The organism is Allomuricauda sp. M10 (genome assembly GCF_020782875.1).
Classification (GTDB): Bacteria; Bacteroidota; Bacteroidia; order Flavobacteriales; family Flavobacteriaceae; genus Flagellimonas.
The window spans coordinates 325,223-348,074 of the sequence record NZ_JAJGBN010000003.1; the positions used below are offsets into that span (position 1 = coordinate 325,223).

General features: G+C 43.3%; 17 protein-coding genes and 1 riboswitch. Of the genes, 13 read left to right on the forward strand and 4 right to left on the reverse strand.

What is annotated here, in order from left to right; genetic code table 11:
* Positions 1-6 precede the first annotated feature (6 nt).
* A complete protein-coding gene (locus LKX84_RS10400; protein WP_228237101.1) occupies positions 7-753 on the reverse strand; it encodes an electron transfer flavoprotein subunit beta/FixA family protein in 747 nt (248 codons plus the stop codon).
* A 171-nt stretch (positions 754-924) separates the two neighbouring features.
* Here LKX84_RS10400 and LKX84_RS10405 point away from each other — a divergent pair, with 171 nt between their 5' ends.
* The 4 genes from LKX84_RS10405 (at position 925) to LKX84_RS10420 (ending at position 7,668) form a co-directional block, all read left to right on the forward strand.
* The gene (locus LKX84_RS10405; RefSeq protein ID WP_228237102.1) at positions 925-1,902 is read left to right on the forward strand and encodes a pyruvate dehydrogenase complex E1 component subunit beta; all 978 of its coding nucleotides are present in this window, start codon (positions 925-927) and stop codon (positions 1,900-1,902) included.
* A 159-nt stretch (positions 1,903-2,061) separates the two neighbouring features.
* Positions 2,062-4,557: a DUF5686 and carboxypeptidase-like regulatory domain-containing protein gene (locus LKX84_RS10410; RefSeq protein WP_228237103.1), complete on the forward strand. Its 2,496-nt coding sequence runs from the start codon at positions 2,062-2,064 to the stop codon at positions 4,555-4,557.
* A 74-nt stretch (positions 4,558-4,631) separates the two neighbouring features.
* On the forward strand, positions 4,632-5,159 hold the full coding sequence (locus tag LKX84_RS10415) for an inorganic diphosphatase (RefSeq protein WP_163634893.1): 528 nt from the start codon (positions 4,632-4,634) through the stop codon (positions 5,157-5,159).
* A 112-nt stretch (positions 5,160-5,271) separates the two neighbouring features.
* Positions 5,272-7,668, forward strand: coding sequence for a sodium-translocating pyrophosphatase (locus LKX84_RS10420; RefSeq protein ID WP_228237104.1), 2,397 nt, complete (start codon positions 5,272-5,274; stop codon positions 7,666-7,668).
* A 797-nt stretch (positions 7,669-8,465) separates the two neighbouring features.
* On the opposite strand, the gene LKX84_RS10425 is transcribed toward LKX84_RS10420, so the two are convergent.
* From LKX84_RS10425 to LKX84_RS10435, 3 genes are all read right to left on the reverse strand, one after another.
* Entirely contained in the window at positions 8,466-9,179 is a 714-nt protein-coding gene (locus LKX84_RS10425) for an energy transducer TonB (protein ID WP_228237105.1), read from the reverse strand.
* A 138-nt stretch (positions 9,180-9,317) separates the two neighbouring features.
* On the reverse strand, positions 9,318-10,595 hold the full coding sequence (locus LKX84_RS10430) for a serine hydrolase domain-containing protein (protein ID WP_228237106.1): 1,278 nt from the start codon (positions 10,593-10,595) through the stop codon (positions 9,318-9,320).
* 71 nt (positions 10,596-10,666) lie between these two features.
* A complete protein-coding gene (locus LKX84_RS10435) occupies positions 10,667-11,281 on the reverse strand; it encodes a deoxynucleoside kinase (RefSeq protein WP_163634897.1) in 615 nt (204 codons plus the stop codon).
* 307 nt (positions 11,282-11,588) lie between these two features.
* Between LKX84_RS10435 and metK the strand changes: the two genes are divergently transcribed.
* The 9 genes from metK (at position 11,589) to cysD (ending at position 22,818) form a co-directional block, all read left to right on the forward strand.
* Positions 11,589-12,842 (forward strand): methionine adenosyltransferase, encoded by a 1,254-nt coding sequence (gene metK, locus LKX84_RS10440; protein WP_228237107.1) that lies wholly within the window; start codon positions 11,589-11,591, stop codon positions 12,840-12,842.
* A 106-nt stretch (positions 12,843-12,948) separates the two neighbouring features.
* Complete coding sequence (locus LKX84_RS10445) at positions 12,949-14,883, forward strand: CocE/NonD family hydrolase (RefSeq protein WP_228237108.1); 1,935 nt, start codon at positions 12,949-12,951, stop codon at positions 14,881-14,883.
* A gap of 119 nt (positions 14,884-15,002) precedes the next feature.
* Positions 15,003-15,109: riboswitch (SAM riboswitch) on the forward strand.
* Between the two features lie 77 nt (positions 15,110-15,186).
* Complete coding sequence (thrA, locus tag LKX84_RS10450; RefSeq protein ID WP_228237109.1) at positions 15,187-18,576, forward strand: bifunctional aspartate kinase/homoserine dehydrogenase I; 3,390 nt, start codon at positions 15,187-15,189, stop codon at positions 18,574-18,576.
* Positions 18,577-18,753: 177 nt separating this feature from the next.
* A complete protein-coding gene (locus LKX84_RS10455) occupies positions 18,754-19,068 on the forward strand; it encodes a GIY-YIG nuclease family protein (RefSeq protein ID WP_228237110.1) in 315 nt (104 codons plus the stop codon).
* A gap of 39 nt (positions 19,069-19,107) precedes the next feature.
* Positions 19,108-20,271, forward strand: a complete 1,164-nt coding sequence (locus LKX84_RS10460) for a trans-sulfuration enzyme family protein (protein ID WP_228237111.1) — start codon at positions 19,108-19,110, stop codon at positions 20,269-20,271.
* 58 nt (positions 20,272-20,329) lie between these two features.
* Positions 20,330-20,737: an RrF2 family transcriptional regulator gene (locus LKX84_RS10465; RefSeq protein WP_228237112.1), complete on the forward strand. Its 408-nt coding sequence runs from the start codon at positions 20,330-20,332 to the stop codon at positions 20,735-20,737.
* A gap of 178 nt (positions 20,738-20,915) precedes the next feature.
* The gene (locus tag LKX84_RS10470) at positions 20,916-21,179 is read left to right on the forward strand and encodes a DUF2061 domain-containing protein (protein ID WP_228237113.1); all 264 of its coding nucleotides are present in this window, start codon (positions 20,916-20,918) and stop codon (positions 21,177-21,179) included.
* Between the two features lie 11 nt (positions 21,180-21,190).
* Complete coding sequence (locus tag LKX84_RS10475; RefSeq protein WP_228237114.1) at positions 21,191-21,814, forward strand: phosphoadenosine phosphosulfate reductase family protein; 624 nt, start codon at positions 21,191-21,193, stop codon at positions 21,812-21,814.
* A gap of 95 nt (positions 21,815-21,909) precedes the next feature.
* Positions 21,910-22,818, forward strand: coding sequence for a sulfate adenylyltransferase subunit CysD (gene cysD, locus LKX84_RS10480; RefSeq protein WP_228237239.1), 909 nt, complete (start codon positions 21,910-21,912; stop codon positions 22,816-22,818).
* Positions 22,819-22,852 lie beyond the last annotated feature (34 nt).

The window sequence follows — 22,852 nt, forward strand, 5'->3', positions numbered from 1 at the left end:
TACGCCTTAAATCACTTTAGCTTCGTTGTGCAATAGGTCTACCAGTTCCCCAACATTATCAGGACTTACCAATTTAACGGCTCCTTTTGGTGCGGGTTTATCGAATTTTTCGTCCTTGGTCAATTGTGGGGCATCCACAGGCTCTAAGACATTCAAGGCTTTTTGTCTGGCCATCATGATTCCACGCATATTGGGAATGCGTAGATCACTTTCTTCAACCAACCCTTTTTGGCCTCCGATGACCAATGGCAAGGAAGTACTCAATTTTTCCTTTCCTCCATCGATTTCACGCAGTGCGGTAGCTTGGGTTCCTTCGATTTCCAAACCGATACAGGTATTTACAAAGTTCATGTCCAACAGGGTAGCCAACATTCCGGGTACCATACCACCATTATAGTCAATGGATTCCCTACCGGCTATAACCAAGTCGTAACCGCCATTTTTGACGACCTCGGCCAATTGCTTGGCCACGAAAAAACCATCTTTTGGTTCGGCATTTACCCTGATCGCTTCATCGGCCCCGATGGCAAGTGCTTTTCTGATGGTGGGTTCCGTTTGGGCACCTCCAACGGTTGCCACATGCACGGTTGCACCTTGTTTTTCCTTGAACCACATGGCACGGGTCAATCCGAACTCGTCGTTGGGATTAATCACAAATTGAACCCCGTTTGTATCAAACTTGGTGTCGCCTTCCGTAAAATTGATTTTGGAAGTAGTATCCGGTACGTTGCTTATGCAAACTAAAATCTTCATATATACTTAAGGTTTATGTTGTCAAATATAGCCAATAATAATTAAATTTATTATGCATGCATAATAAATTTTGTTCTTTTTTTTGATGGAGTGTCAGGCATTGTTCGGTGAGTTTTTGCTATTTTTGCTTGCGTTTTTAAGCACGCCAATTCAATTTATTAGCTCGATTTAATGAAAACACTACAGTTTAGGGAAGCCATTGCTGAGGCCATGTCCGAAGAAATGAGAAGGGATGATTCCATTTATTTGATGGGTGAGGAGGTAGCCGAATACAACGGTGCCTACAAAGCTTCAAAAGGAATGTTGGATGAATTTGGACCTGAAAGGGTTTTGGATACCCCAATTTCCGAGTTGGGCTTTGCCGGTGTAGGCGTAGGTTCTACTATGAACGGCAACCGACCTATCATCGAATTCATGACCTTCAACTTCTCCTTGGTGGGAATTGACCAGATCATCAACAACGCGGCGAAAATCCGCCAAATGTCTGCCGGACAGTTCAACTGCCCAATCGTTTTTAGGGGTCCTACTGCTTCTGCAGGTCAGTTGGCCGCTACGCACTCACAGGCTTTTGAAAGTTGGTACGCCAACTGTCCAGGTCTAAAAGTGGTGGTTCCATCGAACCCGGCCGATGCCAAAGGTTTGTTGAAAAGTGCCATCCGCGATAACGACCCTGTAATTTTTATGGAGTCCGAGCAAATGTATGGTGACAAAGGTGAGGTGCCAGAAGGTGAGTATACCATTCCATTGGGTGTGGCCGATATTAAGCGTGAAGGTACCGATGTGACCATTGTTTCCTTTGGAAAAATTATCAAAGAAGCCTACAAAGCTGCCGAAGAGTTGGAAAAAGAAGGTATCAGTTGCGAGATCATCGATTTGCGTACCGTGCGTCCAATGGATATCAATGCCATCATCACTTCCGTGAAAAAAACCAATAGGATGGTTATTTTGGAAGAGGCTTGGCCATTTGGTAACGTGGCAACCGAGATCATCTATCACGTTCAGGACAAAGCATTCGATTATTTGGATGCCCCTATCGTAAAATTGAACACAGCCGACACTCCAGCACCCTATTCGCCAGTACTTTTGGCGGAATGGTTGCCTAACCACGAAGATGTGATCAAGGCTGTTAAGAAAGTGTTATATAAGTAAGAATAACCCATTTCTAGGGTATATTAGCCCCGTCAACCCTGTTGGCGGGGCTTTTTTTAGGGAACAGTTTTTGATAAGAAAATACTTTGAACCAAATTTGACCTAAGTTAATCAAAGGAAAGCCTTTGTAGTCTTTCTTTGTGTCCCATAAATCCGAACATGAAAAGAATCCTGACCGTTTTTTTCTTTCTATCCATTTTACTTGTATCCGCACAAACCAAAATAGAAGGTATTGTGTTGGATGAATACGGAGCACCGATTTCTTTTGCCAATATCATTTTCAAAAATTCCTCCGAAGGAACCATCACCAATGATAATGGCCGTTTCTATTTTGAATCGGACAATACCTATAATACCATCATAGTTTCTTTTATAGGCTACGAGACCAAGGAAATTGAACTCGCCCAAAAAGTGAACTACGGCTTAGAGATAGTTCTGGCCGAATCGACCGAAGAGTTAAAGGAAGTGGTGGTGTATACCGGAAAGCAATCCAAAAAGAACAATCCTGCCATTGACATCCTCAGAAAAATTTGGGCGAAGGAAAGGCAGAACGGGGTTAGGATGTTCAAGCAATACCAATTCGATAAATACGAGAAAATAGAGTTCGACCTCAATACCATAGATAGTGCCCTCATCAAGAGTAAACTGTTCAAGGGTCTTGAGTTTATGTTTGAAGACCTCGATACCTCCCGAATTACAGGAAAGACCTATCTGCCCATTTTCTTGAACGAAACGTTCTCCAAAGTGTATGGGGACAATGTCATTGATAAGGAAAAAGAGGATGTGTTGGGGAACAAAAATTCCGGGTTTAGTGGTAACCAGGCCATTGCTGCATTTGTCGAGGACCTTTATTCCGACTATGACATCTATGACAATTACCTCAAGTTTTTCGACAAAAGTTTTACCAGTCCCTTGTCCAAAACTGGTGTAGATGTGTATAATTATGTGCTTTCCGACAGTACGTTCATAGACAATAAATGGTGTTACAACATTATTTATTACCCACGGCGTAAAAACGAGCTCACCTTTAAAGGCGATTTTTGGGTGAACGATACCACTTTTGCCATCAAGAAGATCAACATGCAGGTCACCAAGAGTGCCAACATTAACTGGGTAAAGGAAATTTATATTGAACAGGAATTTGATGTGGTGAGTGATTCCGTGTTTTTGTTGAAGCGGGATTATATGCTGAGCGACTTTAGTTTTTCCAAAAAAGAAGAGTCAAGGGGAGTGTATGGTAAGCGTACTACGGTATTTGATAATTATATTTTTGATACCAACCGTTCCGAAGATTTTTACAAGGCAGTTTCCGATCCTTATGATCCGCGGGTTTTTGCACAGGACAGTGTTTTTTGGAAGAACGCCCGACTGGAGAACCTGAACGCAGATGAATCGGGTATCTTCAAACTGTTGGATACCTTAAAGACGGTACCCAAGTTCCGAACCTATTATGACATTGTGAGCATTTTGGGTTCCGGGTATGTGGAAATCGATAAGTGGAACATCGACATTGGCGATATTTACAGCACTTTCGGTTACAACGATGCAGAAGGAATCCGTTTACGTGGAGGGGCGCGAACCTATTTTGGGCAGAACGATACTTGGCGATTGGAAGGATATATGGCCTACGGTTTTGATGATAGAAAGTTCAAGCATGGCTTTTCGGGCAAGTTTTTATTGGATCGGAAAAATCGGCTCATCATCTCTGGCGGTAACCGAAGGGATATTGAACAATTGGGTCTAAGCTTGACCAGCACCACCGATGTCATGGGAAGGAGCATCGCTTCGTCGTCCTTGGTGACCGTTGGCTCCAACAACAGGTTGACCAATATCAACCTATCCACCTTTAATGTGGAAATGGAACCGGTAAAAAACTTCAGGATAAGTGTGGGTAGTTCCTTCCGTACCCTGAGTTCGGCCTTGCCGGATGCTTTCAGTCTGGATTATATGGATCCCACTTCTCCAACTGGCATTTCTTCGGAAGTAAAACAATTTGATCTCAATACCACCTTGATCTACACGCCAGGTAAAAAAACCATTGGTTATGGGGTGGAGCGTGTTAATGTGAATGATAACTACAGCACCTTGGTTCTGAACTATACCAAAGGAGTAAGTGGCTTTTTGGAAAGTGATTTCGATTATGAAAAAATCCAGTTCTCCTATCGTCAACCATGGCAGATTGGTGGATTGGGAAGATTGACAAGTAGCGTGGAACTCGGTAAGACCTTTGGAGCCGTTCCTTTGGGACTTTTGAGTGTGGTGCCGGGTAACCAGACCCTTTTCTCTTTGTACAATGCGTTTCCAAACCTGGATTTTTACGAGTTTGTGACCGACACCTATGCCACCGTTCATTTGGAACATAACTTCAACGGACGTTTGTTTTCCAGAATACCCTTTTTGAGAAAATTTAACCTACGTGAAATTGTGGGCCTTCGTGGTGCATGGGGTCAACTTTCGGATGAGAATATTGCTTTGAGCGCTCCGACCAATATTCCTTTGTCGGCACCGGAGGATCAGATCTATTGGGAATACTCTTTCGGGGTGGGGAATATCTTCAAAATACTCAGGATTGACTTCAATTTTAGGGGTAATTACCTCCAAAATCCAGATGCAAGACCTTTTGGCATTACAGGAACCTTCGGATTTAATTTTTAATTAATACGAATAAGGCAATTTATGCGCCCTAATCCAGTTGTACTGGTTATTTTTGCAATAAATAAATCTCTGAAATGTCTAAAAAACCACAAGTTACCTTTGATGTGCTCATAGAAATCCCAAAAGGTAGTAGAAATAAGTACGAATACGACTTTACCCTTCACAAGATCCGTTTTGATAGAACCCTGTTTTCGTCCATGATGTATCCTGGCGATTATGGTTTTGTTCCAGAGACCTTGGCATTGGACAAAGATCCACTGGATGTATTGGTATTGGCCACCGAGCCTAGCTATCCAATGGTGGTGATGGAAGTGAAACCGGTAGGTGTGTTCCACATGACCGATGAAAAAGGTCCTGATGAAAAATTGATCTGTGTTCCGGTATCCGATCCCATTTGGAGCCAGAGGGAAGATATCAGCGAACTGAACCCACACAGATTGAAGGAAATTGAACACTTTTTCCAAGTGTACAAGGATTTGGAAGAAAAGAAAGTAGATACTGGTGGTTGGGGCGATGTGAACGAAGCCATTAAAATTTATCACGAATGTGTACAACGCTACGAAGAAAGCGAACACAAAAAGAAACGGACCTACACCATATAGGTAATAATAACTTTAATAAAATGCGCTTTTTGTAATGAAAAGCGCATTTTTTTTATTACTTCGTATTTTACTACATTAGCTGCCATTAAAAATTTTCTAAACAACTCAATCTATGGATTTAATAATTAAGTTTTTGCCCGTTTTTGGTATCCTGGGCCTATTGTACGTGTTTATTAAAAACGTATGGATCTCCAAACAGGAAGTTGGGGATGAAAAAATGGCAAGGATTGCCAAGAACATTGCCGATGGGGCAATGTCCTTCCTAAAGGCAGAATATAAAATACTCAGCATTTTCGTGGTAGCTGTTGCCATATTGCTTTATTTCAAGGGAAGCAATGAGGCAGGCTCCAATGGAATGGTGGCCGTTTCCTTTGTGGTAGGGGCCGTTTGTTCCGCCCTGGCCGGTTTTATTGGTATGAAAGTGGCCACCAAAGCCAACGTTAGAACTACACAGGCGGCCCGTACCTCTTTGGGTAAGGCCCTTGAGGTAGCTTTTGCCGGTGGCGCCGTTATGGGCCTTGGTGTTGTGGGCCTTGGTGTTTTGGGCCTAAGTGGACTTTTCATGATCTATAGTGGTCAAGGATGGGAGTTGGGTGAAATCCTGAACGTACTGTCCGGATTTTCGCTTGGAGCTTCATCTATCGCATTGTTTGCTCGTGTGGGCGGTGGTATCTACACCAAAGCTGCCGACGTGGGTGCTGACCTTGTGGGTAAAGTAGAGGCTGGAATTCCTGAAGATCACCCTTTGAACCCAGCTACCATTGCCGATAACGTTGGGGACAACGTAGGTGACGTGGCCGGTATGGGTGCCGACCTTTTTGAATCGTATGTAGGTTCCATTATCGGTACCATGGTATTGGGTGCCATTTTTGCAGGACTACCAGAGTTTCAGACAGCTTTTGATGGCCTAGGTGCCGTGTATTTGCCATTGGCATTGGCTGCGGTAGGGATTGTGATGTCCATCATTGGAACCTTCTTTGTGAAAGTGAAGGATGGAGGAAATCCTCAGACTGCCTTGAATATTGGGGAATTCGGTTCCGCAGCACTTATGTTGATCGCATCTTATTTCATCATTAAAGGAATGCTGCCTGAATCTTGGATGGAAGGCGGAAAAGAATATAGCGCAATGGGTGTTTTTTGGGCCACGATTGCAGGTTTGGTTGCCGGCCTATTGGTTGGTAAGGTTACCGAATACTATACTGGAACAGGAACCAAACCGGTGAACTCCATTGTTCGCCAATCCGAAACAGGTTCCGCTACCAACATCATTGCCGGTTTGGGTGTGGGTATGATGTCCACTGCCATTCCGATTATTTTGATCGCAGCTGCAATTTTGGTTTCACATTATTTCGCAGGTTTATATGGAATTGCCATTGCCGCAGTGGGAATGTTGGCCAATACAGGTATTCAGTTGGCAGTTGATGCGTATGGACCGATTTCCGATAACGCAGGTGGTATTGCCGAAATGGCCGAATTGCCAAAAGAAGTACGTGAGCGTACCGATAAATTGGATGCCGTTGGAAACACCACTGCTGCCATTGGTAAAGGTTTTGCCATTGCCTCTGCTGCATTGACGGCCTTGGCTTTGTTCGCAGCCTTTATGAAGACAGCCAATGTAAAATCGATTGACGTTTCCCAGCCAGATATCATGGCCGGACTTTTGATCGGAGGTATGTTGCCTTTCGTGTTTTCAGCCCTTTCCATGAATGCAGTAGGTAGAGCGGCCATGTCCATGATCGAAGAGGTGCGTCGCCAGTTCAAAGAAATTCCAAAACTAAAAGCAGCTTTGGAAATCATGAGAAAATACGATTCCGATCTTTCCAAGGCAACCAAGGAGGATATGGAAATTTTTGAAGCTGCCGATGGGGTGGCCGAATATGAAAAGTGTGTGGCCATTTCTACACAGGCGTCCATTAAAGAAATGGTAATGCCGGGTTTATTGGCCATTGCCGTACCCGTTGCCGTTGGTTTTATTGGTGGTGCCGAAATGTTGGGAGGTCTTTTGGCAGGGGTAACCACTGCCGGTGTTTTGATGGCTATTTTCCAATCCAACGCAGGTGGAGCCTGGGATAACGCCAAAAAAACCATTGAGGCCGAAGGCCGTAAAGGTAGCGATGCACACAAGGCCGCTGTTGTTGGTGATACCGTTGGTGATCCTTTTAAGGATACTTCTGGTCCATCTTTGAATATTTTGCTTAAATTGATGTCCGTAGTGGCGTTGGTTATCGCCCCAAGTTTGGTGAGCCTTTCTTCTGATGATATGGCAATGGTAAAAGAGGAAGTTTCTGTTACCATTTCTTCTGATGATATGAAGGAAACCAAAGAAGTTGAAAAGCAAATCAGAGTGGAGGTAAGCAATACCGAAGAGGGTGCTTTCAAGGCGATGGTGACCTCAAGTACCACAATCAACGGTGAAACTGTTGAAGAGGTAGAAGAGTTCACGGCCAACTCCAAGGAAGAACTTGAAAAAAAGATTGAAGAATACAAGAGTGCTAGGGCAAAGAATTAGCTCTCGCTTTAAAGTAAAGCTGGAAAAACCACGCCTTGGCGTGGTTTTTTTATTCTTCGATTTTAGGTTTAGATTTCTCAATCGTCTTTGCAATCCTCATTTCGAGATGACCCGTCTACCAAATCTCATTTTGAAATGACCCATGGGCCAAATCTCATTTCGTAAAGTTTCTTTCAACACCTGTCATTTCGAACCGACCTTGGGAGTGTGAGAAATCCCATTGTTCTTCAATTTTGGGTATAGATTTCTCAATCGTCTCTGCAATCCTTATTTCGAAATGACCCATCTGCCATATCCCATTTTGGACTGACCCATCAACTAACTGTCATTTCGAACCGACCTTGGGAGTGTGAGAAATCCCATCGTTCTTCAATTTTGGGTATAGATTTCTCAATCGTCTTTGCATTCCTCATTTCGAAATGACCTATCAACCATATCCCATTTTGGACTGACCCATCAACTAACTGTCATTTCGAACCGACCTTGGGAGTGTGAGAAATCCCATCGTTCTTCAATTTTGGGTATAGATTTCTCAATCGTCTTTGCATTCCTCATTTCGAAATGACCTATCGACCATATCCCATTTTGACCGACCCATCAACTAACTGTCATTTCGAACCGACCTTGGAGTGTGAGAAATCCCATTGTTCTTCAGTTTTGGGTATAGATTTCTCAATCGCCTTTGCAATCCTCATTTCGAAATGACTCATTTGCTAAATCTCATTTGTAATGTTTCTTCCAACACCTGTCCTTTCGAACCGACCTTGGGAGTGTGAGAAATCCAATAGGTACAATGACTAATTCAACTTAAAAGTAATCGGAATGGCATAGGGAACCTTTACTGGTGTACCTCGTTGCTTTCCTGGAGTCATTTTGGGCAATTTTGAAATGATACGACCAGCTTCTTTTTCCAAACTTTCATGCGGACCACGCAGTTTTACGTCCCCAATGCTACCATCTTTCTGAACGGTAAAAACTACACTCACCCTACCTTGTAAACCCATTTCTTGTGCCAATTCAGGATAACGGATGGTCTTGTTTATGTGTTTGAGCATCATTTCCTGAAAACAGGCTTTTTTTGCCTTTTCATCGGGTTCATTTTCACAACCTGGGAAAACAGGCGCATTTTCTATGGTAATGAAAGGCACCACATCTGGGATGTCATCATCTGCAACTTCAATGTCTTCAACATCTACTATTTCAGTATCTTGATTGGTATCTTCTGCTTCAATAACAGATTCTTCAATCTTTTCTTCGTCATCAGCTATCTTGATTTCTGGCGGGGTTTGGATTTTAGGTTTCGGAAGCTCCATTTTTTGAATGGTTATGGGAGCTTCCTCAATCAATTCCTTGTCGATTTTCAAACCGGCATGATCCCAATCTTGTTGGGTGTCGTAGCTTTTCCATTCCAACGCCATATAGGCGAGCAGGAGGATGAAGGTCATCCCTATGGAAAAATAGAGTTTGCTGTTCCTTTTCAGATCTAATTGCGGATTTTTCTTTGGTTCCATGATTTTCAAATTTTTGGCCACAAGGGCGCAGTTAATAGTTATGGATGTAATCTGAATCCTAAACTAGTTTGAAAATCAACCTATTAAAAGTAGGAATGAGGGAACGGGTGGTTTGGGTGAGGGAAATGGATTTTTGTTCTAATCCACTATAGCTTGATAAACCAAAGACCTCAATTTCCCATGGTCGTCAATGTCGCCTGAGGGAATCAATTGCGTGAAATACACCACGGTCAATTCTTCTTTCGGGTCTACCCAATATGTTGAATGATAGGCGCCTCCCCAACCATATTCGCCAACAGTTCCGAGCATGCCCCTATCCCCTAAATCTTCGACAACGGAAAAGCCTAGGCCAAACCCGGTTCCGCCAACCCAAGGGAATGATGCATTACCCAAATGGTTTACCGTCATCAGTTCAACGCTTTTTGGGGATAAGATTCGCTTTCCGTTAAAGATGCCACCATTTAGCATCATTTGAAGAAATTTGGTATAGTCCAGCGATGTGCTCAAAAGGCCTGCGCCGCCTGAAAAACTCTTTCGGGGTCCATCCACATAAGCCCCTTGACTCACCATTCCACCTGGTTCTGGGGCGCGTTCCAATCCATTGTCCTTGGGAGAATACACAACAGCCAAACGATCATTTTTTTCTTTTGGTAAATAAAAATGGGTGTCGGCCATTCCCAATGGCCCGATAATGTTTTCCTGCAGAAAAATATCCAATGGTTTGCCTGATACAACTTCAATCAGTGCACCTAGTATATCGGTGTTGTAGCCATACACGAATTGTTCCCCTGGTTGCGATTCAAAAGGTAGTGAGGCCATTCTGGTAACGGTTGCCAAAATAGGTTCTTCCCGATCGGCAAAATACCATCCTTGAATTTTAGCTTTTTTCCATTGGTCGGCAGCAATACCTTCACCATAAGAAACACCAGAAGTATGGGTCAATAAATCTCTGATGGTTATGGTCCTATTGCTGTTTACCACCTCATAAGTGCCATCTTCCTTGGCTATGGCAACCTTTGTTTCCATAAAGGCTGGGATGTATTTTCCAACGGGATCCGAAATCAAAAGTTTCCCTTGTTCCTGAAGGATCATAATTCCAACACTAACAATGGCTTTGGTCTGTGAGGCAATTCTAAAGATGGAACTATCCGTCATGGGAATTTCACGTGCAATATCGTTTTTGCCAAAGGATTTAAAATAGGCTATTTTACCTTTTCGGGAGACAAGGATTACTGCGCCTGGTAGTTTATCGTTTTCAATATAATCTTGGAAGGTGCGGGTCATGACCTCCAGTCGTTCCGATGACATTCCCACTTCTTCGGGTGCAACCTTTACCAGTTCTTGGGCACCCGCATTGAAATATAGAAATAGGCTCAGGAGAATTGTGGAACATTTGAGAAGTCGATCAATTTTCATCGGAATAAATTTTGATTAAGATACAAATGTTTGGTAACCCAAGCTATAGTGGATGTAAGGAAAGATTGTTTTTAAAACAACCCATGGATTTCCGCATCAATGCGGTTGATCACCACCCCAAGATCTTCGGGTTCTGCGACAAAATCGAGGTTGTCCACATCAAAAATGAGCAATTTCCCTTTTTCATAGGTGTTGGCCCAAGCTTCGTAGCGTTCGTTCAATCGGCTGAGGTAATCAATGGAAATGGAATTTTCATAATCCCTGCCACGTTTGTGGATCTGGTTTACCAAATTGGGAATGGAACTTCTCAGATAGATCAACAGATCGGGTGGCTGCACCAAACTTTCCATCAATTCGAAAAGGCTGCGATAGTTCTCGTAATCCCGGTTGGTCATCAGCCCCATGGCATGCAGGTTGGGGGCGAAAATGTGGGCGTCCTCATAAATGGTACGATCTTGGATCACATTTTTACCGGTTTCCCTTATTCGCAGGATCTGGCGGTACCTACTGTTCAAAAAGTAGATCTGCAGGTTAAAACTCCATCGCTCCATTTGGGTGTAAAAGTCGTCCAAATATGGATTGTCCACTACGTCCTCAAAATGGGCTTCCCACTTGTAATGTTTTGCAAGTAAGTTGGTTAAAGTGGTCTTTCCGGCGCCAATGTTGCCTGCTACCGCAATATGCATAGGGTGATTGTGTTTTAAGTTGGTGTTTATGGATCAGGGAAAATTCTAATCGCCGCAATATACAAAGTATATCTACTTGACGAAAAAAAACTGGTTGAAATGGCGTTAGTTCATAACCGTACAAAACAAAGTTTTGAAATATGTTTCAAATATGTACTTTTGCTCATCAAACGAGGAAAGATTTGACTGATTGCAACCTCTAAAAAATGCTAAAGCAGTTTTGTTCTGAATACACTTCAGGCATCTCCCATGAGATGTAAAAACGCCTTAGAGCCTTTCCGTTAGAGCTTTCCCATAAAGTAGTACAATGCCATATTTATTTACATCAGAATCTGTTAGCGAGGGACACCCGGATAAGATTGCAGATCAAATCAGCGATGCCCTTTTGGATAATTTTTTAGCCTTTGATCCCGAGAGCAAAGTGGCCTGCGAAACTTTGGTAACCACCGGACAGGTTGTTTTGGCGGGTGAGGTAAAGAGCCATACCTATGTGGATCTTCAGAGTATTGCAAGGGAAGTGATCAACAAAATCGGCTACACCAAAGGTGAATACAAATTCAGTGGTGATTCCTGTGGGGTAATCTCCTTGATCCACGAACAATCACAGGACATTAACCAAGGGGTAGATCGCGGTAGTAAGGAAGAGCAAGGGGCCGGGGACCAAGGGATGATGTTCGGTTATGCCACCAAGGAAACTGCCAATTACATGCCGCTGGCTTTGGATATATCGCACAAGATTTTGCAAGTGCTTGCCGATATGCGTAGGGAAGGTGATAGGATTTCCTATTTGAGACCCGATGCCAAATCACAGGTAACCATCGAATATTCCGATGATAACGTGCCACAACGCATTGATACCATCGTGGTTTCTACACAACATGATGATTTTGCCGATGATGAGGTCATGTTGGCACAGATCAAGAAGGATATCATCAACATCCTTATTCCTGAGGTAAAAAGTCTTTTGCCGATGGATATCCAGAAACTCTTCAACGATAAAATCAAATACCATATTAACCCGACAGGGAAGTTTGTGATTGGTGGCCCACATGGTGATACCGGATTGACCGGTAGAAAAATCATTGTGGATACTTACGGAGGCAAGGGTGCCCATGGTGGTGGTGCTTTTAGTGGAAAAGACCCGAGCAAGGTAGACCGTAGTGCCGCTTATGCCGCACGCCACATGGCCAAGAACCTAGTGGCTGCCGGGGTAGCCGATGAAATTTTGGTGCAGGTGAGTTATGCCATCGGGGTGGTGGAACCTACCTCCATTTTTGTGGAAACCTATGGTTCATCCAATGTGAAACTAAGCGATGGCGAGATTGCCAAAAAAGCTGCCGAACTATTCGATATGCGACCTTTTGCCATTGAAGAACGACTCAAACTGAGGAATCCAATTTATCTGGAAACAGCTGCCTACGGACATTTGGGCAAGGAACCCCAAATATTGACCAAGGTGTTCGAATCTCCCTATAATGGAAGGATCGAAAAGGAAGTGGAGCTTTTCACTTGGGAAAAACTGGATATGGTGGACAAAGTGAAAGCCGCATTTGGTCTTTAAAATTCTACATCAGATTAAAAATAGATGAGGAGCCTTGATCAAGGCTCCTTTTTTTATTGTCGTACCCAGCTAACTTTAGTAGCTTTAAAGCTCAAAATTGGAAGAGATGAAAAACGTATTCAAAATCCTAATCTTATTTGTCGGTGTATTGCTCGTAACGGTGAGCTGCAAGAAAAAGGGAACGGTGGAAATGGATTCCACCACCAATTATGTGGCCGAACATTACACGAAAAAGGAAGTGGATATTGTTATGCGGGATGGGGTAAAACTCCATACCACCATCTATTCGCCAAAGGATACCTCCAAAAAATATCCAATTTTGATGCAGCGTACGCCCTACAGTTCACAACCTTATGGCGAAGAAAATTTTCGTCCCAAAATTGGTCCTAATGAAGTTTTGATGAAAGAAGGGAACATCATCGTGTATCAAGATGTTCGTGGTCGTTGGCTCAGCGAAGGGCATTACGAAAATATGAGGGCCTACATTCCCAATAAAACGTCCAATGATCAAGTGGATGAAAGTTCCGATACCTATGATACCATTGATTGGTTGGTAAACAATGTGGAAAACAACAATGGAAATGTTGGGGTTTGGGGTATTTCCTATCCCGGTTTTTATGCTACTTACGCCACTATTGATGCACACCCCGCTTTGAAGGCAGCATCGCCACAGGCGTGTATCGGCGATTTCTTTTTTGATGATTTCCACCACAACGGGGCCTATTTGTTGAGCTATTTTAGGGCGACATCCTTGTTCGGGACTCCGAGGCCCAATGGCGACCAGCCGATTGATACAGCTTGGTATACATTGCCAAGTCTGCCCACCGAGGATCAATATCAGTTCTTTTTGGATGCAGGTCCGTTAAAGAACTTGGACCACTTTTTTGAATACGATACTGCCGATACGCCTACCATGCGACCAGAAGGGGTTACTGATGATTATTTTTGGAACGAGCTGAAAAACCATCCGAATTATGATGAGATGTGGCAGAGTAAGGGCTTGATCCAACATTTGAAGGATGTGAAGAGCAGCGTGGCCACCATGATTGTAGGAGGTTGGTTTGATGCGGAAGATCTTTCCGGACCATTGGAAACCTATAAAAATATTGAAAAGTACAACGAGGGCAACTACAATACCATGGTTTTCGGTCCGTGGGACCACGGAGGCTGGGCTCGTACTGTAGAAAGAAATGTGGTGGGTAACTACTATTTCGGTGATTCCATTTCGTTGTTTTTCCAAAAAAATATTGAAACCAAGTTCTTCAATCACTTTTTAAAAGGAGATGGAAGTCAGAATTCAGGATTGCCTGAAGCCTATGTTTTTGATACAGGCAAAAAGGAATGGAAGCAATACCCAACCTGGCCACCAGCCAATGCTTCCAAACAGACCATGTATCTTTCCGAGGACCAAGAATTGACCATGGAACCAAAAGCTGCCGCAGGAATCCAGTTTATCAGTGACATTAAAAAACCAGTGCCATATTCTGAGGATATCAAAACCGTTTTCACTCCAAGAAAATACATGACGGACGACCAGCGTTTTGCGGCACGCCGTTCGGACGTTTTGGTTTTTGAAACGGAACCTTTGACGGAAGATTTGACTTTGGCAGGGGATATTTTGGCCAATTTGAAGGTCGCCACTACAGGTACCGCGGCCGACTGGATCGTGAAGGTGATTGATGTGCATCCAGCGGATACCAAAACCAATGAAGAAATGCAGGATCATCTTAAGATGAGCAACTATCATTTGATGGTGCGTAGCGAGGTGATGCGTGGCCGGTTCCGAAACAGTTTTTCAGATCCGGAGCCTTTCGTGCCCAATCAAAAAACCGAAGTGGACATTAAACTTCAGGACGTGTTCCATACCTTCAAAAAAGGGCATAGGTTGCAGGTTCAGGTGCAGAGTACTTGGTTCCCGCTCATCGATTTGAACCCACAGACCTTTGTGGACAATATCTTCAACGCGGACGAGTCCGATTTCAAAACACAAACGCATACCGTTTTCACGGATTCGAACATTGAGTTTACGGTGCTGAAATAATCAGCACCTTTTGTTGAGAGGAATCAAAGGGAGAACTTTGATGATTTTTTTCCAAAAGATTAGGAAATTCCATCTTTCCATCAGTATCTTTGTCGCTCGAAGTTCAAACACGTATTGAAAAGTTATCAAGAAAGGTGGAGGGAATAGACCCGTTGAAGCCTTAGCAACCCTTGACATCCAAGTTCAAGAAGGTGCTACATTCTATCCCACTGGGAATAGATAACGCAACAGGTAGTTTCTGCCCCTCTTTCTTATAACCATATTATTTAATAAATCTTGACCCTTTGGGTCACACATTGCATTATGGATATAAGGCATTTGGCCATAGAAAATTTTAAAACGATCAATGGATCGGTTCAGGACATGCAATTGTCCTATCAATTGTTCGGGCAGCCTCTGCATTCGGCCCCCATTGTTCTGGTGAATCACGCCCTTACCGGTAATTCCAATGTTGCTGGAGAACAGGGTTGGTGGTCCGATTTGATCGGGGAAGGAAAATGTATCAATACCGATCAGTACACCATTTTGGCGTTCAACATTCCAGGGAATGGCTATGATGGCTTCGTAATCGAAAACTATAAGGATTTTGTTGCGGGCGATATCGCCAAGATCTTCCTTTTGGGGTTGCAGCAACTGAAAATCCCAAAATTATACGCCATCATCGGTGGCTCTCTTGGTGGTGGGATCGCTTGGGAAATGACTGCTTTGAATCCGAATATAACAGAACATTTGGTAGCTGTTGCATCTGACTGGAAATCTACGGACTGGCTTATTGCCAACTGTCAGATTCAGGAGCAGTTTTTGGTCAATTCCAAACAACCCGTACACGATGCACGTATGCATGCCATGTTGTGTTATCGCACACCTGAGTCGTTCAAAGAACGGTTCAAGAGGAGTACAAACGAGGAACTTCAGGTGTTCAATGTGGAAAGTTGGTTAATGCACCATGGCAAGAAATTGCAGGAGCGTTTTCAATTGTCGGCCTACAAGTTGATGAACCAATTGTTGAAGACTATCGATATTACCCGTAACGGGGACGATGCCTTCAAAGTACTACAAGAAAGCGATACCAAGATCCATATCATCGGGGTCAATTCCGACCTCTTTTTCACTGCTGAAGAAAACCGTGAGACCTTTAAACGTTTGGCCAGGGCCAATGCCAATGTCACCTATGGTGAAGTGCAATCGCTCCACGGACACGATGCCTTTTTAATGGAGTTTGAGCAGCTGGAAAAACTCTTGGAGACCGTTTTTCAGAAAAATGGAAAAAAAGAGCGAATCAAAGTATTGAAGTTCGGTGGTAAATCCCTCGCCAATGGAGAAGGCATTGAACGTGTGTTGAAGATCATCACCAAACGGTCAAAAGCTGCCGAAAACTTTGCCGTAGTAGTTTCCGCCCGTGGAAAAGCAACTGACGAACTGGAAAGTTTGTTGGAGAAAGCGGCTCGTGGGGAAGACTTCAAGGAAGATTTGGAGAGTTTTGCCACCTATCAAAAGAATAATTTCAAAGGAGTCGATATTCAGGATGAACTTAAGACTATTGAGCGTATTCTGAACGGGGTTTCCTTAACCGGCGACTACAGTTTAAAGACCAAGGATGAGATTTTATCTTTCGGTGAGTTGATTTCGGCCAAAGTTGTAACATCACTTTTGAACCAATCCGGTTTGAAGGCGGAGCTCTTCGATTCCCGTAAATTGATCAAGACCGATGACACTTTTAGCAATGCCGAGGTAGATCAAGGGGCTTCCAAAGAAAATGTGATCCGTTATTTTCATCAATTAAAGGCCGATACCATTGCCGTGGTCACCGGTTTTATCGGATCTACAAGTGAGGGGGCCACAACCACCTTGGGTAGAAATGGAAGTAACTATTCCGCTGCCCTTCTGGCCAATTTCTTGGATGCAGGGGAATTGATCAATTATACCCATGTGGATGGTATTTTTACAGCCAATCCGGAGTTGGTAAAAGATGCCAAATTGATTGATGTGATTTCGTATAGCGAGGCGAATGAGTTGGCCAATTTCGGGGCCAATATTTTGCATGCGAAGACTATTATTCCATTGATCGAGAAAAATATCCCGCTGCGTATCTGCAATACCTTTAATGATGATAACGAGGGAACCTTAATCGGTCCAAAAACGGATAATGGTGGAATCAAATCCCTTTCTGTGTTGGACAATATGGCACTCATCAACTTGGAAGGAAGGGGTCTTTTGGGCAAAGTTGGTGTCGATATGCGGATTTTTCGAGCTTTGGGCCAAAACGATATCAGCGTAGGGATCATTTCACAAGGATCGTCCGAGAGAGGTATTGGTCTGGTAGTGGATGCTTCCAAGGCGGACAAGGCTAAAAAATTACTGGACCTCGAATTTGAAACAGATTATTCGTCCCAGGATATCAACCAAATCACGGTGGTAAAAGATGTTTCCGTCATCTCTATCGTGGGGATGGATCTGAGCAGTTTCCACAAACCTTTCAATGCCTTGGCGAAGAACCAGGTGGTACCGTTGCTTTTCAACAATACGGTCACAGGAAAGAATGTGAGCATGGTAGTGCGGAAATCTGATCTAACGAAAGCGGTGAATGTGGTGCACGGACAGATTTTCGGGATTGCAAAACGTATCAACCTTGCATTGTTCGGACACGGAAATGTGGGGGGTACTTTAATCGACCAAATCTTGGGTTCAGAAAAAAGTATTGAGGCCAGAAAAGGGATAGACCTTCGGGTGTTCGCGGTGGCCAATTCCAGAAAAGTGTTGTTGGATGCTTCCGGGATTGGAGCCAATTGGCAAGAACGTTTGGAAAAAGAGGGAAAACCCTATCAGATTGTGGACATAATCACATTTGCCAAACAACATCATTTGGAAAACTTGATCGCTGTGGATAATACGGCCAGTAGTGCTTTTGTGGAAAATTATGAACCCTTTATCAAGCATGGTTTTGATTTGGTGTCCTCCAATAAAATTGCCAATACCCTTAGTTTTGAACGATACAAATCCATTCGGAAATCCTTGGATGCCAATCAAAAACAATATTTGTACGAAACCAATGTTGGGGCAGGGCTTCCCTTGATCGATACCATTAAATTACTTCACCTTTCCGGGGAGAACATTACGAGCATCAAAGGGGTGTTCTCTGGGTCGTTGAGCTATATTTTCAATACTTTTTCGGAGAAAGATGCCCAATTTTCTGATATTGTGAAGGAGGCGATGGCCAAAGGGTATACAGAGCCCGATCCTCGTGAGGATTTGTCAGGGAACGATGTGGGAAGAAAACTCCTGATATTGGCCAGAGAGCTAGATCTTCAAAATGAGTTCTCGGATATCAAGATTCAGAATTTGATTCCAAAGGAACTACAGACGTTGGATTTTGATGATTTTAAAGGACGAATTGAAGAAATGGATTCGGTTTACGCCGAAGTGAAGAGTCAACAAAGGCCAGGCCATGTGTTGCGATATGTTGGTGATTTGCATGGCGATTTGCAACAAGACAAAGGAATATTGGAAGTGAAATTGGTATCGGTTCCCAAAGAAAGTGCTTTGGGACAAGTGAAAGGTTCCGATTCCATTATCGAAATTTATACAGAATCCTATGGTGAAAACCCGTTGGTGATACAAGGTGCTGGAGCTGGAGCTGCCGTAACTGCCAGGGGCGTTTTTGGTGATATTTTAAGAATAGCAGAGAAGATATAGCTTCGACTCCGCTCAGCTACCTGGCTTTTCAGATTTGGAATTGTGATTAAATAAATGCCAGCTAGCGGAATCGAAATGAAAAAAGCAAACAATTGAAATGGTGGCTGAGCGGAGTCGAAATGGTAACAGAATTCAAATGAAATGGTGGCTGAGCGGAGTCGAAGCCACAAACTAAGGATGAAAGGTTTTGTTTACATCTTGAAGTGCTCAGACGGAAGCTACTATACAGGTAGTACCATTGATTTGGAGAAGCGCATCAGCGAACATCAGGATGGAAAAGGAGCAAATCATACCAAAAAAAGATTACCAGTGAAGTTGATCTATGTTGAAGAATATTTAAACATAGCATCGGCTTTTGAGAGGGAAAAGCAAATTCAAGGTTGGTCCAGGGCGAAGAAGGAAGCACTTGTTATGGGTGAATATCAGGCATTACCCGATTTATCCGAATGCAAGAACGAAAGCAATTATAGATATTTTAAAGAGGTTAAATAAAGTGGCTTCGACTACGCTCAGCCACCCAAAAATTATACAATGAAAAAGCAATTTGAAACAGAAGCGATCCGCACACAAATGGAGCGCAGCCAATATTTGGAGCATTCCAGTCCTATTTATTTGACTTCCAGTTTTGTATTTGAGGATGCGGAGGATATGAGGGCTTCGTTCGCCGAAGAAAAGGACAGGAACATTTATTCCAGATACTCCAACCCGAATTCTTCCGAATTCATAGAAAAAGTATGCAAAATGGAAGGGGCGGAAAGTGGATTTGCCTTTGCTTCTGGTATGGCAGCGGTATATTCCACTTTGGCGGCTTTGTTGAATTCAGGGGACCATGTGATTTCATCGAGCAGCATTTTTGGTTCGACCCATACCTTGTTCACCCAGTTTTTTCCTAAATGGAACATCAGTACCAGCTTTTTTGATGCCAATGATTTGGAGAGCATCGAGAATCTGATCCAACCAACTTCCAAGATTCTTTATGCCGAATCGCCAACAAACCCTGGAGTAGATGTGTTGGACCTTGAAGTGTTGGGCAACATTGCCAAAAAACATGGACTCATTTTTATTGTGGACAATTGTTTTGCTTCTCCCTATCTGCAACAACCCATTAAATTCGGAGCTGATTTGGTTATTCATTCCGGTACTAAATTGATGGATGGTCAAGGAAGGGTATTGGCCGGTATCACGGTTGGCGGCCACGAGTTGATGGACAAAGTGTACCGTTTCTCAAGGATTACTGGTCCAGCGTTATCGCCTTTCAATGCTTGGGTATTGTCTAGAAGTTTAGAGACCTTGGCCATACGGGTGGATAGGCATTGTTCTAACGCCCTGCAATTGGCCACTTTTTTGGAAAATCACCCGAAGATAGCCTGGGTGAAATATCCGTTCCTGAAATCGCATCCACAGTATGAAGTGGCCAAAAAACAAATGAAGGCTGGCGGTTGTGTGGTGGCTTTTGAAGTAAAAGGAGGATTGGATGCCGGCAGAAAATTCTTCGATAGTATAGAACTATTGTCCCTTTCAGCAAACTTGGGTGATTCCCGAAGCATCGTTACCCATCCGGCTTCCACCACGCATAGCAAACTGTCCAAAGCGGAACGCGAAGCGGTGGGAATTACTGATGGAATGGTCAGGATTTCAGTTGGTTTGGAGCATATTGATGACATCATTGCCGATATTGATCAGGCCCTAGGATAAGGATTTCGGAATAGAACATTTTGCATAGGGGATTGTTAATTTTCCCTATATTCGTGGGATGCTCTCCAAGAAGACAAAATACGGTTTAAAGGCACTTACATACCTTGCTAGGGTCAAGGGAAATGAGCCTGTTCAGATTGCGGAAATCGCAAAACATGAGAACATATCGCAAAAGTTTTTGGAAAGCATCCTACTAACCTTAAGAAGGAATGGCTTTTTGGGTTCCAAAAAAGGAAAGGGTGGGGGCTACTACCTGATCAAAGAACCCCATGAAATTCCGATGACCACCGTCATGCGGGTGTTGGAAGGACCCATAGCCATGGTGCCCTGTGTAAGCCTAAATTTCTACGAAAAATGTGTGGATTGTCCGGATGAAGCCACTTGCTCCGTCCATAAACTGATGATCCAGATCAGGGACAGTGCGTTGGATGTGTACAGAAACAATACCTTGGCTGATTTGCTTTAAAAATCCTTAATCTTTTTAATCCCTATAGATGAGAATCTTATAAATTCTCTTCTTGAAATTCGATAATCTACTAAAACTATAGGATAAACGTAATTTTAAGATGGCTTTTGCATGTGGTTCCGAAATTTAATTCTATTTTTGAATTCCCTAGTAAATCGATAGGAAATATAACTTAGAAATGATCACAGACCAACTGGTAATAAAAAGCAGCAAAGAAGAATCCACCTATGTGAAGGATGTTCGTTCCGAAAGTCCAAAACGTAGTATTGCAAAATCCATCAGCTGGAGGATTGTGGGTACCATTGATACCATTATTATTTCATGGATCGTTACCGGAACATTAACCTTAGCTTTCTCCATTGGTATGGTGGAACTGGTCACTAAAATGGTCTTGTATTTTTTTCACGAAAGAATTTGGAACTCCATCAAATGGGGTAAATAAAAATAACGGTTATGGCATTGACACAAGAAGAAATTCAGAATCTAAATCGCCAGTTTAAGGGCATTCCACCGGAAGAAATCATTTCTTGGGCCATCAAGCATGGCAAAAAATCGGTGGTGACGACCAATTTTAGGCCTTATGAAGTGGCTATTCTTCACGCGGTGACCGAGGTCAATAATGATATTCCGGTTATTTGGTGCGATACTGGTTACAATACCCCTCAAACCTACAAGCATGCCGAAGAATTGATTGCCCGTTTGGGACTGAACATCAAACTATATGTACCCAAACAGACCACTTCACACCGAGATGCGGTAATGGGAATTCCTCAAATAGATGATCCCCGTCATGAACTGTTCACGGAGCAAGTGAAGTTGGAGCCGTTCAGGAGAGCCATGGAAGAGCACAAACCTGATGTTTGGTTCACCAATCTAAGAAAAGGACAGACCGCTCACCGCGATTCCTTGGATGTGTTAAGCATGAGCAAAGATGGTGTGCTGAAAGTAAGTCCATTCTATCACTGGAGCGATACCCAATTGGATGCCTATTTGCAAGGTCATGGATTGCCCAACGAGCACAAATATTTCGATCCTACAAAAGTATTGGCCAACCGCGAATGTGGTTTGCATACCTAATAATTAATATGAATTGTCACCTCAAGAGTAATTGAGAGGTTAAAACATAAAAAGCTTTGAGTACACTCGCAGAAGAAATTAAAAATCCATTGACGTTGACTGATGCAGAAAGGCCAAACGCCAATGCGCTGGAGCATGAAGCCATATACATTTTAAGGGAAGTAGCTGCACAGTTTGAGAAACCTGTGTTGTTGTTTTCCGGAGGAAAGGATTCCATAACCTTGGTTAGATTGGCACAAAAGGCATTCTGGCCAGCCAAGATTCCTTTTCCATTGATGCACATTGATACTGGCCACAACTTCCCGGAGACCATTGAGTTCAGGGATAAATTGGTAGAAGAATTGGGTGTGGAACTTATTGTTCGCAATGTTCAGGATTCCATCGACCAAGGAAAGGTTGTTGAAGAAACTGGAAAATATGCCAGTAGGAATATGTTGCAGACCACAACTTTGTTGGATGCCATTGAAGAGTTCAAGTTCGATGCCTGTATTGGTGGAGCCAGACGTGATGAAGAAAAGGCCAGGGCCAAGGAACGTATTTTTTCCGTTCGTGACGATTTTGGCCAATGGGATGAAAAGAACCAGCGTCCGGAATTGTTCGATATGTTGAACGGACAAATTGAAATGGGCCAGAATGTAAGGGTGTTCCCGATCAGCAACTGGACCGAGTTGGATGTCTGGAGCTATATCCAAAAAGAAAATATTGAAATCCCATCCATTTACTTCGCCCACAAAAGAAATACCTTCCTACGTGATGGACTGATCTGGTCTGCCGAAGATGGTGTGGTTTTCAGGGCAGAAGATGAAAAAGTGGAAGAAAGAATCGTGCGTTTCCGTACCGTGGGTGATATGAGTTGTACCGCAGCTGTGGAATCCTATGCGGATACCATCGATAAAGTGGTTTCGGAGATCAGGGATTCAAAAATATCGGAAAGAGGGGCCCGTATCGATGACAAACGTTCCGAGGCGGCAATGGAAAAACGTAAACAACAAGGGTATTTTTAAAATAAGTTGATGGTTTATAGTTGTTGGTTTTTAG

Excerpts from the sequence above, each read along its gene's own strand:
- LKX84_RS10455 (WP_228237110.1), top strand. The coding sequence starts at position 18,754 with ATGAAAGGTTTTGTTTACATCTTGAAGTGCTCAGACGGAAGCTACTAT.
- LKX84_RS10400 (WP_228237101.1), bottom strand. The coding sequence starts at position 753 with ATGAAGATTTTAGTTTGCATAAGCAACGTACCGGATACTACTTCCAAA.
- LKX84_RS10445 (WP_228237108.1), top strand. The coding sequence starts at position 12,949 with ATGAAAAACGTATTCAAAATCCTAATCTTATTTGTCGGTGTATTGCTC.
- LKX84_RS10410 (WP_228237103.1), top strand. The coding sequence starts at position 2,062 with ATGAAAAGAATCCTGACCGTTTTTTTCTTTCTATCCATTTTACTTGTA.
- LKX84_RS10435 (WP_163634897.1), bottom strand. The coding sequence starts at position 11,281 with ATGCATATTGCGGTAGCAGGCAACATTGGCGCCGGAAAGACCACTTTA.
- LKX84_RS10415 (WP_163634893.1), top strand. The coding sequence starts at position 4,632 with ATGTCTAAAAAACCACAAGTTACCTTTGATGTGCTCATAGAAATCCCA.
- LKX84_RS10430 (WP_228237106.1), bottom strand. The coding sequence starts at position 10,595 with ATGAAAATTGATCGACTTCTCAAATGTTCCACAATTCTCCTGAGCCTA.
- thrA (WP_228237109.1), top strand. The coding sequence starts at position 15,187 with ATGGATATAAGGCATTTGGCCATAGAAAATTTTAAAACGATCAATGGA.
- LKX84_RS10465 (WP_228237112.1), top strand. The coding sequence starts at position 20,330 with ATGCTCTCCAAGAAGACAAAATACGGTTTAAAGGCACTTACATACCTT.
- LKX84_RS10425 (WP_228237105.1), bottom strand. The coding sequence starts at position 9,179 with ATGGAACCAAAGAAAAATCCGCAATTAGATCTGAAAAGGAACAGCAAA.
- LKX84_RS10420 (WP_228237104.1), top strand. The coding sequence starts at position 5,272 with ATGGATTTAATAATTAAGTTTTTGCCCGTTTTTGGTATCCTGGGCCTA.
- metK (WP_228237107.1), top strand. The coding sequence starts at position 11,589 with ATGCCATATTTATTTACATCAGAATCTGTTAGCGAGGGACACCCGGAT.
- LKX84_RS10460 (WP_228237111.1), top strand. The coding sequence starts at position 19,108 with ATGAAAAAGCAATTTGAAACAGAAGCGATCCGCACACAAATGGAGCGC.
- LKX84_RS10405 (WP_228237102.1), top strand. The coding sequence starts at position 925 with ATGAAAACACTACAGTTTAGGGAAGCCATTGCTGAGGCCATGTCCGAA.
- LKX84_RS10470 (WP_228237113.1), top strand. The coding sequence starts at position 20,916 with ATGATCACAGACCAACTGGTAATAAAAAGCAGCAAAGAAGAATCCACC.
- LKX84_RS10475 (WP_228237114.1), top strand. The coding sequence starts at position 21,191 with ATGGCATTGACACAAGAAGAAATTCAGAATCTAAATCGCCAGTTTAAG.